This window comes from Flavobacterium terrisoli (assembly GCF_030167905.1).
Lineage (GTDB): Bacteria > Bacteroidota > Bacteroidia > Flavobacteriales > Flavobacteriaceae > Flavobacterium > Flavobacterium terrisoli.
Window position 1 is genome coordinate 442,884 of sequence record NZ_JARGNA010000001.1, and the last position, 24,560, is coordinate 467,443.

Below are 24,560 nucleotides of genomic sequence, written 5' to 3' on the forward strand. Positions count from 1 at the left end.
ATTTTTAAAACCAAAATCCAACACTGATAAAGGTAAAACCTTTGGTTAGCTCAGGTGACCAGGTGTATTTAACTTCAACGGGTCCAATCACCGATTCAAACGCATAGCCAATAGCATATCCGTTGTAGGTTGGTTTCGAAAGCCAATTCCCGGTTCGGAACAAATCGTCTTCTACGTTAGCAAAATTGGCGGCAAAATTGACGTGGTTTTTTTTGTAAAATTCATAATCTAAAGTGACACACGACTTGATATAACTATCGGCAGAAATGCTTAAAAAATCATAGCCGTAGAAATGTTTGAAATTGTTTATCGTATTGAAACCGTATCCGCCAAGCACAAAATCAAAAAAGTGGACACTGTCATTACCAAAAACAAATCCTAAATCAGACTGCAATTTGATGGTCGCTTTTTTGTAGAATGTTTTGACAATTCCAATTTCTCCTTTGGCAATAGAGTAACGGTTAAATTCTTGTGTGTAATCCGAAGAATAAAGGAATGACTGTATATCGCCCGAGAAAAACCAACCCTTTTTCGGAAATAATTTATTGTCAAAAGAGTCATATTTCATATACCCGAAAACGCTGGCATAAGAACTTTTTTCAAACGTCGGATTGACATCACTCAAGTTATCGGTTTGGATTTTCAGGTATTTCCATTCAACTCCCGCGCCAATTAAGAACTTTTGGATAAAAACCGTTTGCATATACGCCTGGTTGGTCAAGTCTGAAAAGTCCATATTAATACTGTTCAAGCCCAATTGTTCCAAAATTTCTCCATCTCTGAAATCGGTTGCAACATTTCGATTGAATTGGTTGAATCTTGACTTAAGTCCGAAACTCCAATAAAAGCCATTGTCAATATAGTAATCCAAATTGTATCGGATATTATCGCCAAGCCCTAAATCTAGCGATACAACATCATTTTTGAACAGCGATTTTTTTTGGGTGATATTGGTTAGTAGTGCGCTTTTGTATAAGCCGTCATAGTGCAAACCAAATTTTAAAAAGGTTTTAACGCTGTTTTCAGCCAAATTCAATTTTAATTCATCCGCGCCTTGATAAGGTTCAATAGTATAGCTTATGCGGCTAAAGTTTTGTGTTGCGTTTATATTGTTGATTCCCTTTTTTAACTCCTCGTAGCTGATTTTCTTTCCGCTTTTAATACGCAATTTGCCCAAAATATAAGCTCTGGTGTAATTGTCAAGTTTGTTAATACTGATGCTTTTAATCTGCAAAGTATCTTTGGCTGCAGAAAGATTGTTGCGTTTGTAAGTGCCGTCAGGACTGGCCAATTGCATTATTTTATCAATATCGAGGAAAGCCGCCAATTCTCCTTTATTGATAATTTCCCTTCCTTGATCAAAGGAAATTACGCCATAATTCGAAATATCCGGTTTGATATAAATGTCGGTAATTTTCTTTTTTTCGTTCATGCTTTTGATCATGTCTAAATTGGTAATTTGTACCAAAATACGAGTGGCATCTTTCAAAGCATCCCGTTTTTTTAAATCATCCTGAACATCTACACCAATAATAATATCGGCACCCATTTTCCGCACTTCTTCTGCCGGATAATTGTTGACTACACCACCGTCAATCAAAACCCTGCCGTCAATTTCAACCGGGGAAAACAACGAGGGAAAAGCCGAGCTCGCTAACATGGCTTGCGCCAAATAACCTTCTTTTAAAATAATAGCTTCACCGGTTTCAATATCGGTGGCCACACAAAAAAACGGAATGGGAAGTTTATCGAAATCTCTAACATGTCTGACGTTATGGGTCAGTTTTGACAATAGATTGTAGTTGTACATTCCTTTGGAAAGCGCAATCGGAATCCCGATTTTCATTTTGTGAAACGGTAGCGAAATAGCATACATTTCGTCGTTGCGTTTTTCATAAAAAGTTTTGGAAGAACGCGGGATATAATCCTGAAGTAATTCGTCGAAATTGGTGTTGTAAAAAATAGAATCGATTTGAGTCGCGCTATAACCGGAGGCATATAAACCGCCAACCACCGCGCCCATACTGGTTCCGCCAATATAATCGATTTTTACGCCGGCTTGTTCTAAAACTTTTAATACGCCGATATGAGCAAAACCTTTGGCACCACCACCGCTGAGGACCAAACCAACTTTTGGCCTTCTTTTGTTGATAGTATCTTGCGCAACAATTATTTGTAGCGAGAACAAGCAAACAAGAACCAATAGTATTTTTTTCATAAAAAGGTTTAGGATTTACGGATTGCGTAAAATTCGGAAATTTTTTTGGCTTTTGAGGCACCAACAATAGCTGATATTTCATTTTCTGTGGCTAATTTTAATCTTTTAACACTTTTAAAGTGTTTGATTAAAGCCAACATGGTTTTTTCGCCAATCCCGGGAATGGTTTCCATCGTCGTTTGCAATGCTGATTTGCTGCGTTTGTCGCGATGATGTGTAATCCCGAAACGGTGTGCTTCGTTGCGCAGGTGTTGAATGATTTTGAGCGTTTCCGATTTTTTGTCCAAATACAATGGCACCGAATCTCCCGGATAAAATAACTCTTCGAGTCTTTTGGCAATGCCGATGATGGCGATTTTGCCGCGCAAACCCAAATCGTCAAGGCTTTTCAATGCAGAAGACAATTGGCCTTTTCCGCCGTCAATGATAATCAATTGTGGCAATGGCTGGTTTTCATCCAACATGCGTTTGTATCTTCGGTAAACCACTTCTTCCATTGAAGCAAAGTCATTCGGACCTTCAACGGTTTTGATATTAAAATGACGATAGTCTTTTTTGCTCGGCTTCCCATCTTTAAAAACCACACAGGCCGAAACCGGATTGGTTCCCTGGATATTGGAGTTGTCAAAACATTCGATATGTCTTGGCTCATTTGGTAGCCGTAAATCCTTTTGCATTTGCGCCATGATTCGGTTCGTATGGCGTTCCGGATCTACTATTTGGATTTGTTTTAATTGTTCCAAACGCTGGTATTTGGCGTTGCGTTGTGATAATTCGAGGATTTGTTTTTTATCGCCGAGTTGTGGAACGATGATTTTTATTTTGTCGCCAAAATCGAGTTCGAATGGCAAAATGATTTCCTTAGTCGTCAGGTGAAAACGTTCTCTCAATTCAACCACGGCAAGCTCTAATAACTCTTCATCGCTTTCGTCGAGTTTCTTTTTGAGTTCCAAAGTGTGTGAGCGAATGATAGCGCCGTGTGATATTTGCAGAAAATTGACATAAGCCATTCCTTCATCAGACACAATAGAGAACACATCTACATTTGAAATCTTCGGATTCAGAATGGTAGAACGCGACTGATAATTTTCGAGAACTTCTATTTTTTCTTTGATTTTTTGGGCGGCTTCAAATTTCATTTCGGTGGCCAATTCACTCATTTGTTTTTTGAAATCGCGCAAGCTATCCTTGAAATTGCCTTTTAGGATTTCACGAATGGCATCAACTTGCTTCTGATAATGTTCCAATGTTTCATAACCTTCACACGGACCTTTGCAGTTGCCGATATGGTATTCCAAACATACTTTGTATTTCCCCGATTTGATATTGGCTTCGCTTAAATCGTAATTACAAGTACGTAATGGATACAATTCCTTTATCAAATCCAAAATGGTGTTCACCGTTTTGAAATTGGTATACGGACCAAAATATTCTGAGCCGTCCTTGACCATTCTGCGTGTGGGAAAGATACGTGAAAACGGTTCTTTCTTGATGCAAATCCACGGATAGGTTTTGTCATCTTTAAGCAACACATTATAGCGCGGCTGTAGTTTTTTGATGAGGTTGTTTTCAAGCAAAAGCGCATCAGCTTCAGAAGAAACCACGATGTGTTTGATTTCGACTATCTTTTTGACCAACACATTGGTCTTGGCATTGTCATGGAGTTTGTTGAAATAGGAAGTAACCCTTTTTTTTAGGTTTTTGGCCTTGCCGACATATAGAATCTTGTTGTCTTTATCATAATATTGATACACGCCCGGACTGTCGGGCAACGTTTGCAATTGTAATTCTATAGAAGGGATTTCCATGAAAACAAAGTTAATAGGGAAATGGTTAATTTCAAATCAAACAGATTGAATTTAATTTTTAATTTTACGCTATGAATAAAAAGGACTTACGCAAAAAATACAAAGCACTTCGTCAGCAACTTACCGGGGAACAAATTGAAGATCAAAGTTTGGCGATAGCCAATCGATTGTTGCAGCTTGGTACTACGCCTGAAGGAATAGAAGTTTGGGAGCAAACGTATTTCCATTTGTTTCTGACCATTGAAGAGCAAAAGGAAATCGACACCGAATTCATTTTGCAAATCTTAGCCGGAAAAGACAAGGAAATTGTCGTGGCTAAAAGCAATTTTGAAACGGTAGAAATGACCAACTACCTATTGACAGACAATACAAAGTTTCAAAAAAATGAATACAATATTTACGAACCGGTCGATGGGATAGAAGTGCCAGCGTCAAAGATTCAAGTGGTTTTTGTGCCGCTTTTGGCTTATGATAAAACAGGGAATAGAGTAGGTTATGGCAAAGGGTTTTACGATAACTTTTTATCGAAATGCAATGCCGAAGTCATCAAAATAGGCTTGTCTTTCTTTGAACCCGAAGAAATAATTGATGATGTTTTTGCCACAGATATCCGTTTGGATTATTGTGTGACACCGATGACTATTTATAGTTTTCGATAACCGTTTTTTTGTGGAATGCCCTTTTATTGAATACAATCAAAATCCCTACACCGGTTGAAATCGCCATATCGGCAATATTGAAAATGGCATTAAAGAATTTGAACGGATGTCCGCCCCAAACCGGGAGCCATTCCGGGAAAGTACCTTCACAAATCGGGAAATATAGCATATCTACAACTTTACCGTGGAACCAGGTTCCATAAGGTTGGTCACTAAACATAGTAGATAAATGACCATAACTGTCATCGAAAATTACCCCGTAGAAAACCGAATCAATGATATTTCCTGCCGCACCGGCAAATATCAAAGCGATCGCAACCATTAAATATTTTGAACTGTGTTTTCTACTGGCATCATACAACCAATAACCGATACCAAAAACCGCTAAAATTCTGAAAATGGTTAGAAAAAGTTTACCGTATTGTCCGGGAATTTTGGTTCCCCAAGCCATTCCTTCATTTTCAATCAGCAATATCTTAAACCAACTGGTAACATCAATCTGACCGGCTTCGCCATAAACAAAATTGGTCTTGATATAAATTTTCACAAATTGGTCAACCAATAAAATGATGGCGATAATTAAAATGGAATTGCGTAATGACATTCTTAGGGTTTTGTTGGCGCAAAAATAACAATATTATTATACAAAAAACATAATATTTTGTTAGTTATAAATCTCATTCTATACATTTTACAAATCTTAGCAAAAGAATTATTAATTTTACTATCAGAAGCAACCCACCCTGTTTTTTTGCATCCTAAAAAACAACGACCAATAAAACTATTTGACATGAAAAAAATTTATTTACTCACTGTTTTGGTTTTTTCCATTTTTGTATCGTCTTGCGATAATGACGACAACAATGCAGAGCAAGCCAAATTTGCGGTCCCGACAGTAAAATCTTTGGCTCAGATTAGAAGTGATGTAGCCGTAAGCGCTGCCAGACAAACCAATTCTGACGGGAAAATTTATGTAGCGGAAAACTACCTTTTTTACATTGCACAGGAATCGGGGGTTCATGTGTTTAATAATGCCAATCCGACTTCACCGGTAAATATTGCCTTTATCAATTTGGAAGGTGTTCACGACATCTCGGTCAAAGGGCATTATCTTTTTGCAGACAATTTTGTCGATTTATTGGTTTTTGACATCTCCGATATTCAAAACATTACCTTGGTAAGAACAGTTCAAAACGCGATTAGTTTCTATCCTGAATATCCTGAAGAAGCTGAATTTTACGATTATACAGTATATCCGGAAGCCGATGAAATCATAACAGGTTTCAACATCGAAATGAGAGACCGACCTGAAGGAGATCAAATAATCTGGGCTGAAGATGCTTTGGCCGGGTTTGAAAGCGCCAACACTTCTCCGGTAGGTACCGGTGGATCTTATGCCCGTTTCCAGATACTCAATAACGCACTTTATACGATTGAGGCTTATAAATTGAATGTTTTCAATATCACTGATCCGGTTAATGCTTTTTATGATCACGACGTTTATATGACGCAATGGTTTGGCGGTGGCGAATTTGAAACCTTATTTATACAGAAAGACATTTTATTTGTAGGCTCTACCACTGGAATGTTCACCGTTGATGCTGAAGATGAATTCAATCCTTATTTCGTTTCCGGGTTTTCTCATGCTACGGCCTGTGATCCTGTGGTTGTTTTTGGAGATACAGCTTATATCACCGTTCGCGGTGGTTCTTCCTGTGGCGCTATAAATGATCAAATTAATGTCATTGACGTTACCGATATTGCAGCTCCGACATTATTGTCAACTTATTTTGTTGATGAGCCGTATGGCTTAGGAGTTAAAAGCAATGTTTTATATGTCGGCTGCGGTAGCAATGGACTAAAAGTATTTAATGCGGCAAATAGTGCTAACCTTACTTTGGAAAACACCTATCCGGTAAATGTAAAAGATGTTATTCCGCTAAGCAGTCACTTGATTACTGTGGGCGACAACAAAATCATCCAATACAGTTATGGACCGAATTTTACGCTGACACAGCTAAGTGAAATCAACTTATAATTAAAAAAGCCTCGCAATGCGAGGCTTTTTTATACTTAGTAAAGTACTACCATATGTTATCGTTGTAAATTTTTAGCTTCTATACTCATCGTTGCGTGAGGAACTATTTTCAAACGCTCTTTAGAGATTAACTTTCCGGTTACTTTGCAAACGCCATAGGTTTTGTTTTCCACACGGAAAAGAGCGTTTTTCAGGTCACGGATAAATTTCTCCTGACGAATTGCCAATTGAGAGTTGGCTTCCTTAGACATGGTTTCGCTTCCTTCTTCGAAGGCTTTAAACGTTGGTGATGTATCATCAGTACCGTTGTTTAAGTCATTCATGTACGCGCTTTTTATCAAGTCTAAATCGGCTTTTGCTTTTTCAATTTTCGCTAAAATAATTTCTTTGAACTCTGCTAAATCAGCATCTGAGTATCTTAATTTTTCTTCTACCATAATCTTTCTTAATTATTTAGAAATTAATATTCTTGTTTTTATCTCGTCAAATTCTATCTCAGATCCATTGGAAACTTCATTGTCTAAAACTAATGTTTCAGTTAACGTCTCTGATTTGATATAGTTTTCGTTTTCTTGTATAGCTTTCGCTAATAGGTCATTATGTTGTAATTGAACTTTAATCTTGTCGGTCACTTCAAATCCGCTATCTTTTCTAATGTTTTGGATTCGGTTGACCAATTCTCTCGCGATGCCTTCATTTTTCAATTCTTCGGTCAGTGTAATGTCTAACGCAACAGTTATGCCATTTGCATTGGCTACCAACCAACCCGGAATATCTTGCGAAGAAATCTCAACATCTTCTAAGGATAAAATTATACTTTTTCCCGAAATAACAAGTGTTAACTCACCTTTGGCATCCAATTCGTTGATTTGCTCGGGCGTAAAATTCTGTATTTCTTTGGAAATCAATCCCATATCCTTTCCGAAACGCGGTCCGAGTGCTTTGAAATTGGGCTTGATTTGCTTCACCAAAACGCCTGAAGCATCATCCAAAAGTTCGATTTCCTTGACGTTTACTTCGGCTTTTATCAGGTCGGAAACCGCCTCGATTTCAGCACGTTGATTCTCGTCAAGTATTGGTATCATTACCTTTTGCAGTGGTTGACGCACTTTGATCATTTCCTTTTTACGGAGTGACAAAACGAGTGATGAAACCGTCTGTGCTTTCATCATTTTACTTTCAAGTGATTTATCAACAAAGTTTTCAACCGAATTTGGAAATTTCGCCAAATGTACTGACTCAAATTCCTCTGTATGTGTTGCTTGTGTTAAGTCTCTGTAAAGTTTGTCCATAAAGAACGGCGCGATTGGCGCTGACAATTTGGCTACGTTTAACAAACAAGTATATAAGGTTTGATAAGCCGCAATTTTGTCAGTCCCATATTCGCCTTTCCAGAATCTTCTTCTGCACAAACGAACATACCAGTTGCTCAAATTTTCCTGAACGAAATCTGAAATCGCACGAGCAGCACGAGTTGGTTCGTAATCGGCGTAAGCTTCATCTACGACTTTGATCAACGTATGCAATTCGGATAAAATCCAACGGTCAATTTCAGGTCTTTCGTGTAACGGAACTTCCGCTTCTGCATATTTAAAGCCATCAATGTTGGCATATAAACTAAAGAACGAATAAGTATTATACAATGTTCCGAAGAATTTACGACGTACTTCGGCCACACCTTCAATATCAAATTTTAAGTTATCCCAAGGATTCGCATTGGCAATCATGTACCAACGTGTCGCATCCGGACCGTATTCTGCTAATGTTGTGAACGGATCAACGGCGTTGCCCAGACGTTTGGACATTTTCTGTCCGTTTTTGTCTAAAACCAAACCATTTGACACTACATTTTTATAGGCAATTTTATCAAAAACCAAGGTTCCGATAGCGTGTAAGGTATAGAACCAACCACGGGTTTGGTCTACACCTTCCGCGATGAAATCGGCAGGAAAGTCTTTGTTGTCCTCAATTTTGTCTTTGTTCTCAAACGGATAATGCCATTGTGCATAAGGCATCGCTCCCGAATCGAACCAAACGTCAATCAAATCGGTTTCGCGTTTCATCGGTTTGCCTGATGGAGAAACCAAAGTGATATTGTCTACCACATTTTTATGTAAGTCCACCAAATCATAGTTTTCCTCGCTCATGTTGCCCACTTCAAAACCTTTGAAAGGATTTACGGTTTCAACACCGGCAGCAATTGCTTTTTCTATAGCATTATACAGTTCTTCAACCGAGCCGATAATTATCTCTTCCTGTTTGTCTTCGGTACGCCAGATTGGCAACGGAATACCCCAGTATCTTGAACGAGACAGGTTCCAGTCGTTGGCATTTTTCAACCAGTTTCCGAAACGGCCTTCACCGGTGGCTTTTGGCTTCCAGTTGATGGTGTCGTTCAAGTCGAACATTCTGTCTTTAACATCTGTTACCTTGATAAACCAGGAATCCAACGGATAATATAACAACGGCTCATCGGTTCTCCAACTGTGCGGATAACTGTGAACGTATTTCTCAACCTTAAAGGCTTTGTTTTCTTCTTTTAACTGGATGGCAATTTCCACATCTACCGAACGTTCCGGAGCTTCACCAGTTTCGTAGTATTCGTTCTTTACATATTTGCCGGAGTAGTCGCCCAAACCTTGGATGAATTTCCCCTGTAAATCAACTAATGGTACCGGATTCCCGATTTCGTCCAAAACCAACATTGGCGGAACTTCCGGTGTAGCTTCTTTGGCTACTTTGGCATCATCGGCACCAAAAGTCGGCGCAGTATGAACCACTCCGGTTCCGTCTTCTGTAGTTACGAAATCACCGGAAATCACTCTAAAAGCGTTTTCCGGAGTTTGATAAGGCAAAGCCAATGGCATTAACTGTTCGTAACGAATATTGACTAAATCTTTTCCTTTTACTTCGGTTAAAACTTGGTATGGAATTTTTTTGTCTTCGGCTTTATAATTGGCGAAATCGGCATAGCTTTCGGCTAGAAAATACTTTCCGGCAAATTGTTTTCCGACTAAATTTTTAGCCAAAATAACATTAACCGGCTCGAAAGTGTATTGGTTAAAAGTCTTCACCAAAACATAATCGATTTTTGGTCCGACAGTCAAAGCCGTGTTACTTGGCAACGTCCATGGCGTGGTCGTCCAAGCTAGTATGTGAATATCACCAAATCCCTGAAGGAAACTTGGCAATGTTTCGTTTTTTGTTTTGAATTGTGCTACAACCGTTGTATCGGTTACGTCACGGTAACTTCCCGGTTGGTTGACTTCGTGTGAAGACAATCCGGTTCCGGCTTTTGGAGAATACGGTTGGATGGTGTAGCCTTTGTACAACAAACCTTTGTCATAGATTTGTTTCAATAGCCACCAAACCGATTCCATGTATTTGGATTTGTAAGTCACATACGGATCTTCCATATCAACCCAATAACCCATTTTTTCGGTCAAATCATTCCATACATCTGTGTAGCGCATTACGGTTCGTTTACACGCTTCGTTGTATTCTTCGATGGAAATGGTTTTTCCGATGTCTTCTTTGGTAATGCCCAATTCTTTTTCGGTACCCAATTCAACTGGCAAACCGTGAGTGTCCCAGCCCGCTTTACGCTTTACTTGGAAACCTTTTTGAGTTTTATAACGACAAAAAATATCTTTAATGGCACGTGCCATTACGTGGTGAATTCCGGGTAAACCATTGGCTGATGGCGGACCTTCAAAAAACACATAAGGCGTAGCGCCTTCACGCGAAGTTACACTTTGCTCAAAGACGTTATTTTTTTTCCAAAAATCAAGGACTTCCGAGGCTACGGTAGGCAAGTCAAGTCCTTTGTATTCAGTAAACTTAGTACTCATTTTTGTCGTTTTCTTAAATCAGTGTGCGAAAGTAAGGAATTTTGAATAAATGAGAGAAAATAAGCAGGAAAAAAGAAGGATGATAAGTGTTTTTTAAGAATAATTAAAAAGAAGCTTCTTTTTCGAAATATTAAGCAAAAACTTCTTTTAAAACCTCCAAAGATTTGGGTTTTCTGAAGCCATCGAGATGAATGACAAAATAGTCAAGCAGGATTTTGAGTAAAATTTGGCGCTCGATACCGGCAAAAACCTTTTGATCACTGTCAAATTTGAGTTCAATGAGCTTTTTAAACAGGTGTGTTTCGTGTTCACTAAGGCAGCTTGTTCCCAAAAATGGTGTAAAAAAACCTTCTTTCATTTCGAAATGTTGGCCGTCAACATCCGAAGTATCAGGATAGAATCCCAAAAATTTGGTTATCTCCAATAATAAAATCAAATGAAAGTTAGAAGTTTCTTCGTGTGTATCAAGCCAAAGCAAAGCGGTTTCCAGAAAGGTAAAAAGATTGTCGTTTTTTTCTTCTTCTTGAATGCTGTGGTGCAAGATTTCGGAAAGAAAAATAACGATAGTGCTTTTGATGATGTCGGTATTGATGGTTTGGTAAGCCGTTGAAAGTTTGATTTCCTTAAAATGTTCGAGTGTGCCTTTGTTTTTGTGATTGGCTTCGATTTCCAGTATGGTTAGAGGTTGGAAATAAGCAATCTTTTGGTTCGATTTTTTGCTCGAAAAAGCACTTTGCACAAAATAACTTTTCAGGCCACTGCTTTGGGTAAAGCACTTTACAATCAGGCTTTTTTCCTGGTATTTAAGCGAAGAAATAACGATGGCTTTGGTTTTGACTAACATCTGAAAGTACGATTTACGAAGTCGAGCATAGGCGAACGGATTGAAGCTAAAGTACGAAGTTTTTAACGTACAATCATGACTTTCTTTACAGCAGTTTCAGAAGCGTCTTCGGCGGCGATAAAAATCATATACACACCGGAAGCGACTTTGTATTTGCCAAACGCGGTGGTATCCCATTCGATGGTTCCGCCTTCGGAAGTGGTTTCGTAAACTAAATTTCCTTCGATATCGGTGATTTTGATATTGGCTTTCGAAATCAAACCTGCAATCTTAACCGTTCCGACAAAATCCGGGCGCACCGGATTTGGATAGACATAAACATCCTGCAGGTTATCAGCTGGTTTGGTCGAGGTGCCTTGAAAAGATACTAAGCCTTTGTCGGTGGCGAAAAAAACCTCTCCGGTTTCAGCATTGATTTCAATATCGTTGATTACATCACTCGGCAGTGGAGAATTGTCTTTGGTAAAATGGTAAATGGTTTCCTGTCCGTTAGGGGAAAAAAGAAAAACACCGGAATCTGCTGTGCCAATCCATTTTTCGTTGGAACCGTTAACCGCTATATCCGTAATAAACTGTTCGTATAAAAGCTCCTGTGCCAAATCGTTTTCCAGGATAATAATCGCGTTGGCTCTCATTTGGTCTGTTCCGTTATAGCTGCTGGTGCTGGACAACACACGAAGTCCTTTGTTGGTTCCAATCCAAACCTGATTTCGATTGTCAATTGCGATGGCCCTTACGTCTCTGGAGGGAAGATTTCCGGCATCAACACCTTCCGACATTTTTTTGAAAACACCGCTGCTTTCATTGAAGGCAATAACACCGTCAAGATAAGTGGCAATCCATTTGGTACCGCTTTTGTCAATGACAATTTTATTCAAATTACTGGCAATATAATTGTCTAAGATATCTTCCATGTCATAAGATTCCCAAGTTCCGGTTGCTTTTAGCACTTTGAGTTCCTTTCTAATCTTACTGTTGGTTACCCAAAGATTTCCCTGACGGTCAAATACGGTTCCGTTTATCCTTACGCTTGTATTAACGCCGGTTCCCAATGATTCCAACCCGCTATTGGTATGGTCATAAAGTGTTGTTGGAATGTCATTTTCTAATTTGAGTAAGCCACTGTGGTATGAACTCACATATACTTGTGTTTCGTCATTGGGATTTACCGTTATTTTAGATAAAGCTTTGGCACCTAAAACATCAACATAAGGAATGTTTAGCCAGCCGGTTTCAGCAAATTTGCTTATTCCGAAACTTGTTGGCTCATAACCAATAAAGTTGGCAGGATTATACGACATATCATAACCGCCATATACCGCCCACAGATTGGTTGAAGTACTGTTTATGGCAAACATATTGTTTTTTGATGGGCCGTTAGGCATGATAAATTCAAAAGCGGTTGGCATATTTATAGAAGAGGCTAAAACACCATTTTCTGCAGTTCCGATATAGATGTTTTGACCTATAATTGTAGCGCAGGTAAATGTTACAGCAGCAGTCATTATTTGTGAACTTTGGATATGAATGATTTGCCCTAGACTAGTATTGTAGATAAACACATGATTTAATGTGGTGACAATTAAATAATTTGAAGTGGCTCTAATATCTAAACCCTGTTGTCCAATCAGGCTAAATTCTTCGAAGTAAAAACCGTTGTATTTATAGACTCGATTGTTCGTGTTCAATCCTATCAATTGGTTGTTGAAAGTAACTATTCCGTTCCAATAACCTCCGTCAAAAACAGCCCATTGCGAAAAATCATTCAGGTTGGGATTGCTTATTGATGCTTTTCGGATTCCGTGGTATGCGGTAACGGCAAAAATATCGCCATTAAAAATTGTGGTTTGGTATACTTTTATTTCTTCTCCACTGGGACCAATAAAATAAGTATCACCAAATTCTAAAGTCGCCAATTTGTATTGTACAATTCCAAAATCACACGAAACATAAACGATCCCGTCATATTCCATAAAGTGGTTTACTTTTTTAATATTGGCAGGAAGGTTTTTATTGATAATGTCAACTACATTGAGCATGCTTCCGTCAGCGTCGTTAATAACAATGATTAATCCATTTTGATATCCTACCATAGTTTTGTTAAAGGTGTCACTGTGATAAAGAGCAGAAATGGTTTGGCCAGAAAGGCCGTCGACGGTATTAATAGTCTGGATGTCGGGCGTAACAACATTTTTTATAAACAAAGCATTCTCCGCAGCGGCATATACTTTATTGACAGATTCTGAAAGATCTTTAATTTGGTTGTATGAGAAATAGCCTTTCCAATTTTGGTTTTGTTGGGACAAACCAATTTGGGAAAAGAGCATCAGCAACCAAAAAAAACAATTTTTCATTTGAAAAGAATTAGGCCTACAAATATAGTATAAACGGAAAAATTATCGTTTTGGTATTTTGACATAAAAAAATGCCCTCAGTTCTGAGAGCATTTTTTAGGTTTTATTACGCTGCGCTACATACAATTCGGCTGCGCCTCGGGTTGGTTGGTTGTATTCTAAAATTATACTACTCCTTGAGCCAGCATAGCATCGGCTACTTTTACGAAACCGGCAACGTTTGCGCCTTTTACGTAATCTGTATAACCTGTTGCATCAGTACCGTATTTCACACAAGCTGCGTGAATATTAGCCATAATATCCTTTAATCTTTGGTCAACTTCTTCAGAAGTCCAGCTCAAACGCAATGAGTTTTGCGACATCTCCAAACCTGAAGTAGCTACACCACCTGCATTAGAAGCTTTTCCAGGAGCAAAAAGAATTTTTGCTTTTAAGAATTCTTCAATAGCTTCAGGAGTTGAAGGCATGTTAGCACCTTCAGCCACACAGATACATCCGTTAGCAACCAATGCTTTTGCTTCGTCACCATTTAACTCGTTTTGAGTCGCACATGGTAAAGCGATATCACATTTTACTTCCCAAGGACGTTTTCCTGCGATGAATTTAGCATTTGGATATTTGGCAACGTAATCAGAAATTCTTCCGTAGTTTACGTTTTTGATTTCCATGATGTAAGCCAATTTCTCAGCATCAATTCCGTCTGCATCGTGAATATATCCAGAAGAGTCAGAAGCCGTAACTACTTTTCCTCCTAATTCAGTTGCTTTTTCAATAGCATATTGCGCTACATTTCCGGAACCTGAAACCACCACTGTTTTACCAGAGAAACTCTCCCCTTTGGTAGCCAACATGTTTTGAGCGAAATATACATCGCCATAACCTGTAGCTTCCGGACGGATTAATGAACCACCGAAAGTGATTCCTTTTCCGGTTAAAACTCCTGTAAATTCGTTTCTCAATCTTTTGTATTGACCGAACATATAACCAACTTCTCTTCCTCCAACACCGATGTCTCCCGCAGGAACGTCAGTATCAGCACCGATGTGTTTAGACAATTCAGTCATGAACGCTTGACAGAACTTCATGATTTCGATATCTGATTTTCCTTTTGGATCAAAATCAGAACCACCTTTTCCACCGCCCATTGGCAATGTTGTCAAACTGTTTTTGAAAGTTTGCTCAAAAGCTAAGAATTTTAAGATACTTAAATTTACTGATGGATGGAAACGAATTCCTCCTTTATATGGTCCGATAGCAGAGTTCATTTGGATTCTGTAACCGCGGTTCACTTGTGTGTTTCCGGCATCGTCAATCCAGGTTACACGGAACATGATTACTCTTTCCGGTTCTACCATTCTTTCCAAAAGCATTTTGTTTTGGTATTTTTTATTTTGTTCAATAAAAGGAATTACTGTTTCCGCAACTTCCTTTACTGCTTGCATAAATTCAGGCTCATTGGCGTTTCTTTTAGCAACCAATTCGATAAAATCGTTAATACTTTTTGACATAAAATATACTATTTAATTTTTTTAAGAAAACGTTTTCGTAAAATCGCACAAATATACATTTTATTAAAAATTATGATTGTAATTTTTTTAAAATTCTCAGAATTTTTATATTTATGTTAAGGAATTTTAAAGAAGCTTGTAATAAATGTTGCGTTTTAAAACTTTTGTTGCTTTTTTTCGTATATATGCTAACAAATTTTTATTTTTTTTTATAACTGAATGATGTTTTTATATATTTGTCGAGAATTGAACTAATTAGTATGCAAGTGCCCAAAAAATTTATCATAACCTTACTGTTGTTATTTGCTCTTTCAAATAACGCTTTTGCTCAATTTGGTTTTTCGCATGAAATCGGAGCAATTGTTGGTCCTGTTGCTTTTCAATCTGATTATGGACAAAGGAGCGATTTCAAAACCAACGCAGGAAATACCGGCTACGGTATAGGGATTATTCATTACCTGAATTTCTCCTATAGAGCTGAGTGTAACTGTTACACTCCTGAAACTTATTTTAATGACCACTTCAAATTAAGAAGTGAATTGTCATACAACAAAACAGAATTGCAACATTTTGGTAAATGGGTTGATGACAGCAGAACCTCTTTAATGGCTGACCAGTTAAGAGCGATGAGAGGAAGTACTGCGGTTACTAACATTGGGATGCAATTAGAATATTTCCCTTTGAGCATTAGAGATTTTTCTGCTACTATTGGAGCTTGGGCGCCCTTTATCAGTTTGGGAGGTCAATTCAGTTTTTATGACCCGGAAGCTTATTCTACGATTGGACCATTAAACACGCCACTTTCGACACCGATAAAATATTATAATGCAACTACCAATCAGGGTGGAACTGTTTGGTCAATCGTTGGGAGTGTCGGAACACGTTATAAGTTAACGGAACTTTCTGATTTAATGCTTGATTTGCGTTGGCAGTATTATTTCTCCAACTGGGTTGACGGTTTAAATCCCGATCCTGCAGTTTATGTTGAAAACAGAGCCAACGATTGGAATGTTTGGTTGAATGTTGGATATATCTACTATCTGCAATAGGATTTACTCCTCAATTACATCTTTATAATCCGGGTAAAGAAATTTGTTGTATGGGAAACGCGTAATGTGAATTTCTCTTACTGCTTCATATACTTTTTCTCTGAACTCTTCGAAATTTTCCTTGTTGGTAGCCGAAATGAATAAGGCATTTTTTTCTCCAACATTACTCATCCAGGTATCTTTCCATTCCTCCAAAGTATAATGTTTGGGCGTTTTTTCGGTGATTAAATCATCGGCCTCAATCACTAAGTGTTTGTACGCGTCAATTTTGTTAAAAACCATGATGGTTGGTTTGTCATTGCTCTTGATGTCCTGTAAAATCTGATTAACGGAATTAATGTGTTCTTCAAAATCAGGATGAGAAATATCTACGACATGCAGCAGTAAATCGGCTTCACGAACTTCATCAAGTGTACTTTTAAAAGATTCGACCAGTTGAGTTGGCAATTTTCTAATAAACCCAACCGTATCTGATAGCAGGAAGGGCAGGTTTTTAATCACCACTTTTCTAACGGTTGTATCCAATGTGGCAAAAAGTTTGTTTTCCACAAAAACCTCACTCTTGCTGATGACATTCATTAAAGTTGATTTTCCGACATTGGTGTAACCTACCAGTGCTACACGAACCATGGCACCGCGATTACTTCTCTGAACTGCCATTTGTTTGTCGATAGTCCTGATTTTTTCTTTTAGTAATGCAATCCTGTCGCGAACAATCCTTCTGTCGGTCTCGATTTCTGTTTCCCCCGGACCACGAAGGCCAATACCTCCTTTTTGACGTTCCAGGTGAGTCCACATGCCGGAAAGGCGTGGCAGCAAATACTGGCATTGTGCCAATTCCACCTGAGTCCTGGCATAAGAAGTCTCTGCTCTTTGGGCAAAAATGTCCAAAATCAGGTTGGTTCGATCCAAAATTTTACAGTCTAAAATTTTGGAAATATTTTTTTGTTGGGAAGGCGATAATTCATCGTCAAAAATTACAGTTGAGATATTATTTTCTTTGATGAATAAATTGATTTCGTCCATCTTTCCTGTCCCTAAAAAAGTCTTAGGATTAGGTCTTTCCAGTTTTTGTGAAAACCGCCTGATAACTTCCCCGCCGGCAGTAAACGTCAGGAATTCTAACTCGTCCAGGTATTCATTTAGCTTTTCCTCACTTTGGTTTTGTGTAACAATTCCAACTATTACTGTTCGCTCAAAATTTATTACTTCTTTTTCTAACATTAGCTCTATTTGAGCCACAAAAATAGTGATAAGTAATTTAAGTTGGGATACATTTTCTTTACCAAATCATAACTTAAATTTCAATTTTTTTGGCAAAAAAAATATAAATGTTATTTTTTTCATAATTTTTACTAAATTTGGAACTCAAAATCCAAAAAAAACTCAATAACAACTAAAATTTTCATTACATGAAAAAAATTACATTATTAATTTTGTTGGCATTCTTCTCAATCACCGGATACGCGCAATTTACGCCAACGGTTGAAGGATTTGAAAATACAACAGGTCCAGATGCGTTGCCATCAACGAACTGGACATTAGGAACAGGTAACTGGGCTGTTTTTGATAACGGCGTAGGTCTTGTACAACGATGGGGAATCAATAGTACTGTTGTTGCGCCACCTAACCAAATTGTTTATGCAGGAGCCAATGCGGCCTATGTGAACAGGGAAAATATTGGTCAGGGAAACACTTCTGAAGACTTTTTAGCATCGCCATTGGTTAATATACCGGCAAATGGTCAGCTTCGTTTTTTTACCAGAATGTTTACCAATGGTAACCAAGGAACTATTTATCAAATTAGAGTTGCGCCTGCTGCCTCAGTTCAGACAAACCCGGCAGCTTATACCAACACTGTTCAAACATGGACAGAAACAGATTTGACAACCACATTTAACATTTACGAAGAAAAAGTAGTTGATTTGTCAGCTTTTGCAGGCACACAGGTTTATGTTGCGTTTGTAAAAGTTTACACACAACCTTTAGCCGTGTTAGATGGAGACAGATGGTTGGTGGATAATGTAAGTATTCTTGAAAGATGTTTAGATCCAACAGCATTAACCGCTGGAAATATAACACAAACTTCTGCAGATTTAAGTTGGGGTAACCCAAGTGGAGCTACTTCATGGGAAATTGAAGTACTGCCTTTCGCAAATGCACCTACAGGTGTTGGTGTAATTTACAATGGCGCTTTGCCTTATACAGCTACCGCGACTGCAACCGGAACGCCTTTTGCGCCGGATACAAATTATAAATATTACGTAAGAGCTTTATGTTCCAATGGAGCAAACAGTATTTGGGTAGGACCTTACTCATTTTCAACGACATCGCCAGGATTTAGTTGTGCTGCTCCGATTGTAATTACGACACTTCCTTATAACACAACTGATAACACTGCCAATTATGGTGATACCGGTATAGAAGGGACACCGGGTGGTGCAGCAGGATGTGGTTCTGCAAATAACTATTTAGGAGGAAATGATGTTGTGTATTCTTATACAGCAACAACAACCGGTGTGATTAATGTAACAATGACACCAACAGGAACTTTCTCAGGAATTTTTGCTTATGCCAGTTGTGCCGATATCGGTGTTAACTGTTTAGCGGGTGTTGCCAATGGAAACACAAATGTTAGAACATTTGACTTACCTGTTACTGCAGGATCAACATATTATTTTGTAATATCAACTTGGCCAGCGCCACAAACAACGGCTTATACTTTAACAATACAAGTTGTTAACTGTCCTCCACCGACTACTTTAGGGGTTAACAGTTTAACACAAACTTCTGCGAATTTAACTTGGGCTAACCCAGGAGCAGCGACTTCATGGGAATATGTTCTTCAAGCTCCAGGCGCAGGAATTCCTCCTGGTTCGGGAACACAAACCAGTAGCAATACAATTAACCCGGTTGGACCTTTAACCGTTAATACGCAATATGAATTTTATGTAAGAGCAGATTGTAACAACGGAACTTTTAGTGCGTGGTCAGGGCCATTTTTATTCAATACCTTATGTGCTGCATTTACTGCTCCTTTCCAGGAAGGGTTTAATACAGGTTCGACAACAGAAAGCTGTTGGACGGTTTTAAATTCAAATGGTGATGGAGATGCATGGGATATGAATTATGCAACCAATCCATTTGAAGGAAACCAATGTGCGGCCATTAATACCGATTTTAACAATGGTGCTAATAATGACTGGTTAATTTCTCCTCAAATCATTTTGAACGGAAATCAAAGATTAAAATTCCATTACAGAGTTCAATCTACTTTTGAGCCAAATGATTTTAGAGTAATGTTGTCTCAGAACGGACCAAGTCCGGTAGATTTCACTACAACCTTACTTCCACTTACCTCATATAGTAATACTACTTATGCGCAAAGCATTGTAAGTTTAGCGGGGATTTCAGGTCCGGTAAATATCGGATGGCATGTTCCTAATGGTGGTTTAGACGGATGGAGAATATTCATCGATAATGTAATTATTGAAGAAATCCCAACTTGTCCGGAACCTGGTTTAATTACTACAAGCGGTGTGTTAGCCCATGAGGCAACCATTGGTTGGACAAACGGAGGTCCAGGACAAACAACTTGGGAAATTATAACTGTACCATGTGGTGATCCTGCTCCAACAGTTGCATCAGTAGGTACAATTGTAACTGACAATCCGCATACTTTAACCAATTTACCAGCCTCTACATGTCATGATGTATATGTTAGAGCGGTTTGTCCGGGCAACGATCTTAGTCCATGGACAGGACCAGCAACGTTTACAACTCAGGTTGAGCCGCCAGTTTGTGGTGGAACATTTACAGATCCGGGTGGGCCAACAGCTAACTATGCGGATGGTACAAATTCAACTGTTACCATTTGTGCACCTCCGGGACAGGTTGTTACCGTAACTTTCAGTGAATTTAATACAGAACCTAGCTGGGATGGATTATATGTTTATGACAGTGATACTGTTGGTGTAGATCAAATCTCAAGTACAAATGGTCCGGGTTTTGCCCCAACAACTGCACCTGGTGCATTTTGGGGAACAGCTATCCCTGGTCCGTTTACATCAACAAATGCTGAGGGATGTTTAACTTTCCAATTTGGAAGTGATGGTTCTGTTAACAGACCGGGTTGGGTAGCAACAGTAACATGTGGTCCAGCACCAAACTGTGCAAAACCAACTGCTTTAACAGCAACACAAATTACAACTACTTCCGCCTTATTAGGATGGACAGAATCTAACCCATTGGTTACTTCTTGGGATATTATCATAGTGGAGCTAGGCGATCCTGTTCCGCTACCAACTGATCCAGGATTCTTCACGGTTACTAATAACCCTGCAACAATTACAGGATTAACCCCTGGGACACAATATACTTTCTATGTGAGAGCTAATTGTCCTACAGAAGGAGAAAGTGCTTTAGCTGGTGGATTTAATTTCAATACATTATTGGCTAATGATGAATGTGGCAGCGCTACTTTCGTTCCGGTAAATTCATCTGCAGTATGTCAACAAATAGCTTCCGGGTCTATTGCAGGAGCAACAGCTTCTCCATCACCGGCTATTGCACCTTGTATCGGTACAGCAGATGATGATGTTTGGTTTCAATTTATTGCAACCAACCCATATTTGAATGTGGCGTTACAAAACGTAGTAGGAACTTCAACCAATTTAAATTTTGCGGCTTATTCTGGACAATGTGGTACGTTAACTCAAATATTCTGTAGTGCAGCCTTTTCTTTGTCAGGTGTGTTGAACAACTTGACTGTTGGAAATACTTATTACATTAGGGTTTACTCGAATGGAAATACACCAGAATCAACAACGTTTAATTTATGTATTTCCACACCATCAACTTGTCCTACTGCTTCAACAGTTTGTAGTCTTACAAACTATGCAAACACTACAGGTGTTGCCAATTTAGGAACCATTGGATGTTTGGGGACATCTCCTAACCCGGCTTATTTCACTATTCAGGTAAACACTTCAGGGCCTATTAACTATTTGTTGACACAATCAACAACTCCTGGAGGAGCACCAAACATTGATGTGGATTATGCGGCTTGGGGACCATTTGCAGATCAGACGGCGGCATGTAACTTTATTGGAGCAGCATGGCCATTTGCACCTCCTGGAATTGGAGTGCCGGTAACCCAACAAACAGGTTGTAGTTATTCTGCTGCGCCTACGGAGATTTTAAATATTACCAACGCATTAGCGGGTCAATATTATGTAATATTAATTACCAACTTCTCTAATCAGGCTGGGTTTATTAACTTAGTTCAAAGTAATGAAAATACGCCTGGAGCAGGAACAACACTTTGTTGTCCGGATGCGAACTTTACCTATAATCCAACGGTATACTGCAAAACTCCGGGAGCACCAAACCCTATACCGGTTATTGCCCAAAGTTCTGTAGCAGGAGTATTCTCTTCTACAATTGTACCTGGATTAGTATTTGTTAATACAGCGACAGGTGAAGTTGATCTCCAAGCAAGTGCACCGGGGAATTATATAATCACAAATACTGTAGCGGCGACTGCAAGTTGTGGTGAAAAAGTAAAATCATTTACCATTAGTATTGTAGAACCTACAGCAGCTACTATCAGTTATTCAGCAGCTTCATATTGTGGCAGCATTACTACTCCTCAAACGGTAACATTTACGGGTACTGCGGGTGGTACTTATTCAGCGACGCCTAACGGAGGGTTGTCTATAGATCCTAATACAGGAGCTATAAATCCAAGTTTAAGCTCGCCTGGAATTTACACTATTATTTATACATTACCAGGATCTGGTGTGTGTGCCGGTAATAACCCAACAGCAACTGTTGAGATTCTTGATACGCCGAATATTGCTCAACCAGCTCCGGTTTCAGTTTGTAATACTTATACATTACCTGCTTTAACAGTTGGAAATTATTTTGCTGCTTCTGGTGGTGTAAATCCAATAGATGCCAGCATTCCAATTACGACTTCGCAAACAATCTTTATTTATGCAAATAATGGTGGTTGTACTGATGAGGAATCATTTACGGTAACAATTAATACTGCAGTTCAACCAACATTGAATGTAACACAACCTACTTGTGCGGTTCAAACCGGAACAATTGAAGTTACTTCCCCTGTAAACACTGGTGGCGGATTACCAGCCAACTTGTTTATTTCTGAAGTAACAGATGAAGATGTTGGTTCGTTAACTTATGTGGAAATTTTCAACGGAACAGGTTCAGCGGTTGATTTAAGCAATTATAAATTAAAAGTTTATAATAACGGAAGCACAACAGCTTCTTGCGATAATCAATTGACAGGAATGTTAAACAACAACAGTACTTTTGTAGTAGCTGTTGGAAGTGCAACGAATCAAGGCGGAGTAGTTCCAAATCAAGTTTTTGCTTCTTGTGGAGGTGTAAATACTGATGATTACATGAAATTGACTACTAGTGCTGATGTTGATGTTGATCTATGGGGCAGAACAGACGGTGTAGCATTTACACCTGCTAACCAAGCTGGATATACTTACAGAAGAAACAATACTGCTACAGTTCCTAGTTTGATCTGGAATCCGGCAGATTGGACGGCTGTAGATCCTCAGGATTATACTAATGTTGGAACTTATGCTTTACCTGCATCAGGATATGAGTATAGCTTAGATAACGGAACTTACCAATCAAGTACTACTTTTACAGGTGTGACTCCTGGAGACCACACTATCACGGTACACGACCTTGCAACGGGATGTTATTCTATTCCTGTTACCGTTACTTTAACTGTGATTCCGCAAAATCCTTCGGTAACTACATTCAGTTACCCAACAACTCCGGTTTGTCAAAACGACACTGTTAATCCAGTGCCGAATACTTCTGCTCCTGGCTTTACTACAGGCGGAACATTCTCATCTACAGCTGGATTGGATATTGATCCAACAACGGGAGTTATAAATCTTGCAGGAAGTAACCCTGCAGGAGGAACATTTGTTGTAACCTATACAGTTCTTGACAATCCAACGACTTGTACACAAGCAGGAAGTTCAACTTTCACGATTGTAATCAATCCGATAGTAACTCCGGTTACAGGATTCACTTATACAACGCCAATTTGTCAAAATGCAGCACCATCGATGTCGCCTTCTTTGGCAGCCGGATTTACCACAGGTGGTACATTCACTTCAACACCAGTTGGATTGAATATTAATCCGGCGACAGGAGTAATTACTTTAGGTACCGGAGGTGCTGGTTCAATACCAGGAATCTATACGGTTTCTTATACTGTTGCTCCAAATACTGCAACTTGTTTAGTAACTGGAACTACTTCATTTACTGTAGAAATTTTGCCAGAGGTTGTTCCGATAACTACTATCAGTTATGATAATTCACCATATTGTTCTGGTCAGGCTGATCCATTACCAAATACATCAACAGCTGGATTTACAACTGGTGGTACTTTCTCTGCAACAGCAGGATTGGTAATAAACCCTACAACAGGTTTAGTTAGTTTGGCTTCACCAGCTGGAACCTATACAGTGACTTATTCGGTAACTGCGGATGCAGCAACTTGTAGAGTGGCTAGTTCAAGTACAGCACAAGTTGTAATTGCAGCACCAGTTCAAATTACAGTATCGGGTGATTGTGATGGAAATGATTTTGTGTTAACTGTTTCTCCTTTTGATGGAAGTACATTTAATCCAAATGTTACCTATGTATGGGAAAATAGTGCTGGTTTAACAGTAGGAACTACTCAAAGCATTGTAGTTACTAACCTTGATACTTATACTGTTACAGTAACTTCTGATGGATGTGAGAGTTCTAATTCTATTGTTGTTGATGCCATTACTTGTGTAATTCAAAAAGGAATTTCTGCTAACAATGATGGATTAAACGATTCATTTGACCTTAGAGGGTTCAATGTTAGAAACTTGAGTATCTTTAACAGATACGGAGTAAAAGTATATAGCAAAGGAGATTATACAGATCAATGGAGAGGTCAATCTGACAATGGAGATGAGCTTCCTGATGCCACTTATTATTTCGTAATCGAAAGAGATAATGGTGAAACTAAAACAGGATGGATTTACATCAACCGAGCACAATAGGACAAACTAAATTGGATTTAAAATAAAACACAACAAAATGAAGAAACTATATTTCATTGCAGTATTAGCTTTAGCAGTAACAGAGTTAAGAGCACAGCAAGATCCTCATTACACGCAGTACATGTATAACATGAGTGT

The 24,560-nt window shown here is 38.8% G+C and carries 13 protein-coding genes; 4 read left to right on the forward strand and 9 right to left on the reverse strand.

All coding sequences use genetic code 11. The features are described from left to right. Window positions 1–4 precede the first annotated feature (4 nt). Together P1K33_RS02025 and uvrC are read right to left on the reverse strand one after the other, a co-directional pair. Window positions 5–2,218, reverse strand: coding sequence for a patatin-like phospholipase family protein (locus tag P1K33_RS02025; RefSeq protein WP_284651178.1), 2,214 nt, complete (start codon window positions 2,216–2,218; stop codon window positions 5–7). Between the two features lie 8 nt (window positions 2,219–2,226). Next, window positions 2,227–4,026 (reverse strand): excinuclease ABC subunit UvrC, encoded by a 1,800-nt coding sequence (gene uvrC / locus P1K33_RS02030; RefSeq protein ID WP_284651179.1) that lies wholly within the window; start codon window positions 4,024–4,026, stop codon window positions 2,227–2,229. Window positions 4,027–4,097: 71 nt separating this feature from the next. Here uvrC and P1K33_RS02035 point away from each other — a divergent pair, with 71 nt between their 5' ends. Continuing rightward, window positions 4,098–4,685: a 5-formyltetrahydrofolate cyclo-ligase gene (locus P1K33_RS02035; RefSeq protein WP_284651180.1), complete on the forward strand. Its 588-nt coding sequence runs from the start codon at window positions 4,098–4,100 to the stop codon at window positions 4,683–4,685. Here P1K33_RS02035 and P1K33_RS02040 read toward each other — a convergent pair. Then, complete coding sequence (locus P1K33_RS02040) at window positions 4,666–5,289, reverse strand: lipoprotein signal peptidase (RefSeq protein ID WP_284651181.1); 624 nt, start codon at window positions 5,287–5,289, stop codon at window positions 4,666–4,668. The two genes, P1K33_RS02035 and P1K33_RS02040, sit on opposite strands and share 20 nt — an antisense overlap. A 186-nt stretch (window positions 5,290–5,475) precedes the next feature. On the opposite strand from P1K33_RS02040, the gene P1K33_RS02045 reads away from it, so the two are divergent. Next, window positions 5,476–6,723: an LVIVD repeat-containing protein gene (locus tag P1K33_RS02045; RefSeq protein WP_284651182.1), complete on the forward strand. Its 1,248-nt coding sequence runs from the start codon at window positions 5,476–5,478 to the stop codon at window positions 6,721–6,723. A gap of 56 nt (window positions 6,724–6,779) precedes the next feature. On the opposite strand, the gene P1K33_RS02050 is transcribed toward P1K33_RS02045, so the two are convergent. The 5 genes from P1K33_RS02050 to gdhA all read right to left on the reverse strand — a co-directional run bounded on the left by P1K33_RS02050 (window position 6,780) and on the right by gdhA (window position 15,280). Further along, the gene (locus tag P1K33_RS02050; protein ID WP_121312043.1) at window positions 6,780–7,160 is read right to left on the reverse strand and encodes a TraR/DksA family transcriptional regulator; all 381 of its coding nucleotides are present in this window, start codon (window positions 7,158–7,160) and stop codon (window positions 6,780–6,782) included. A 12-nt stretch (window positions 7,161–7,172) separates the two neighbouring features. Next, complete coding sequence (gene ileS / locus P1K33_RS02055) at window positions 7,173–10,574, reverse strand: isoleucine--tRNA ligase (protein ID WP_284651183.1); 3,402 nt, start codon at window positions 10,572–10,574, stop codon at window positions 7,173–7,175. A gap of 130 nt (window positions 10,575–10,704) precedes the next feature. After that, window positions 10,705–11,418, reverse strand: coding sequence for a DNA repair protein RecO (gene recO, locus P1K33_RS02060; RefSeq protein ID WP_284651184.1), 714 nt, complete (start codon window positions 11,416–11,418; stop codon window positions 10,705–10,707). A gap of 62 nt (window positions 11,419–11,480) precedes the next feature. Further along, window positions 11,481–13,772: a type IX secretion system anionic LPS delivery protein PorZ gene (gene porZ / locus P1K33_RS02065; RefSeq protein WP_284651185.1), complete on the reverse strand. Its 2,292-nt coding sequence runs from the start codon at window positions 13,770–13,772 to the stop codon at window positions 11,481–11,483. 164 nt (window positions 13,773–13,936) lie between these two features. Continuing rightward, window positions 13,937–15,280: an NADP-specific glutamate dehydrogenase gene (gene gdhA / locus P1K33_RS02070; protein ID WP_284651186.1), complete on the reverse strand. Its 1,344-nt coding sequence runs from the start codon at window positions 15,278–15,280 to the stop codon at window positions 13,937–13,939. Between the two features lie 260 nt (window positions 15,281–15,540). Between gdhA and P1K33_RS02075 the strand changes: the two genes are divergently transcribed. Continuing rightward, the gene (locus tag P1K33_RS02075) at window positions 15,541–16,329 is read left to right on the forward strand and encodes a THC0290_0291 family protein (RefSeq protein WP_284651187.1); all 789 of its coding nucleotides are present in this window, start codon (window positions 15,541–15,543) and stop codon (window positions 16,327–16,329) included. Window positions 16,330–16,332: 3 nt separating this feature from the next. Here P1K33_RS02075 and hflX read toward each other — a convergent pair whose 3' ends face one another. Continuing rightward, window positions 16,333–17,553: a GTPase HflX gene (gene hflX, locus P1K33_RS02080; RefSeq protein ID WP_284651188.1), complete on the reverse strand. Its 1,221-nt coding sequence runs from the start codon at window positions 17,551–17,553 to the stop codon at window positions 16,333–16,335. A gap of 188 nt (window positions 17,554–17,741) precedes the next feature. Between hflX and P1K33_RS02085 the strand changes: the two genes are divergently transcribed. Further along, window positions 17,742–24,422 (forward strand): choice-of-anchor J domain-containing protein, encoded by a 6,681-nt coding sequence (locus tag P1K33_RS02085; RefSeq protein ID WP_284651189.1) that lies wholly within the window; start codon window positions 17,742–17,744, stop codon window positions 24,420–24,422. Window positions 24,423–24,560 lie beyond the last annotated feature (138 nt).

Bases quoted from the DNA above. Each gene is read 5' to 3' on its own strand.
- P1K33_RS02025 (WP_284651178.1), bottom strand. From the start codon at position 2,218: ATGAAAAAAATACTATTGGTTCTTGTTTGCTTGTTCTCGCTACAAATA.
- uvrC (WP_284651179.1), bottom strand. From the start codon at position 4,026: ATGGAAATCCCTTCTATAGAATTACAATTGCAAACGTTGCCCGACAGT.
- P1K33_RS02035 (WP_284651180.1), top strand. From the start codon at position 4,098: ATGAATAAAAAGGACTTACGCAAAAAATACAAAGCACTTCGTCAGCAA.
- P1K33_RS02040 (WP_284651181.1), bottom strand. From the start codon at position 5,289: ATGTCATTACGCAATTCCATTTTAATTATCGCCATCATTTTATTGGTT.
- P1K33_RS02045 (WP_284651182.1), top strand. From the start codon at position 5,476: ATGAAAAAAATTTATTTACTCACTGTTTTGGTTTTTTCCATTTTTGTA.
- P1K33_RS02050 (WP_121312043.1), bottom strand. From the start codon at position 7,160: ATGGTAGAAGAAAAATTAAGATACTCAGATGCTGATTTAGCAGAGTTC.
- ileS (WP_284651183.1), bottom strand. From the start codon at position 10,574: ATGAGTACTAAGTTTACTGAATACAAAGGACTTGACTTGCCTACCGTA.
- recO (WP_284651184.1), bottom strand. From the start codon at position 11,418: ATGTTAGTCAAAACCAAAGCCATCGTTATTTCTTCGCTTAAATACCAG.
- porZ (WP_284651185.1), bottom strand. From the start codon at position 13,772: ATGAAAAATTGTTTTTTTTGGTTGCTGATGCTCTTTTCCCAAATTGGT.
- gdhA (WP_284651186.1), bottom strand. From the start codon at position 15,280: ATGTCAAAAAGTATTAACGATTTTATCGAATTGGTTGCTAAAAGAAAC.
- P1K33_RS02075 (WP_284651187.1), top strand. From the start codon at position 15,541: ATGCAAGTGCCCAAAAAATTTATCATAACCTTACTGTTGTTATTTGCT.
- hflX (WP_284651188.1), bottom strand. From the start codon at position 17,553: ATGTTAGAAAAAGAAGTAATAAATTTTGAGCGAACAGTAATAGTTGGA.
- P1K33_RS02085 (WP_284651189.1), top strand. From the start codon at position 17,742: ATGAAAAAAATTACATTATTAATTTTGTTGGCATTCTTCTCAATCACC.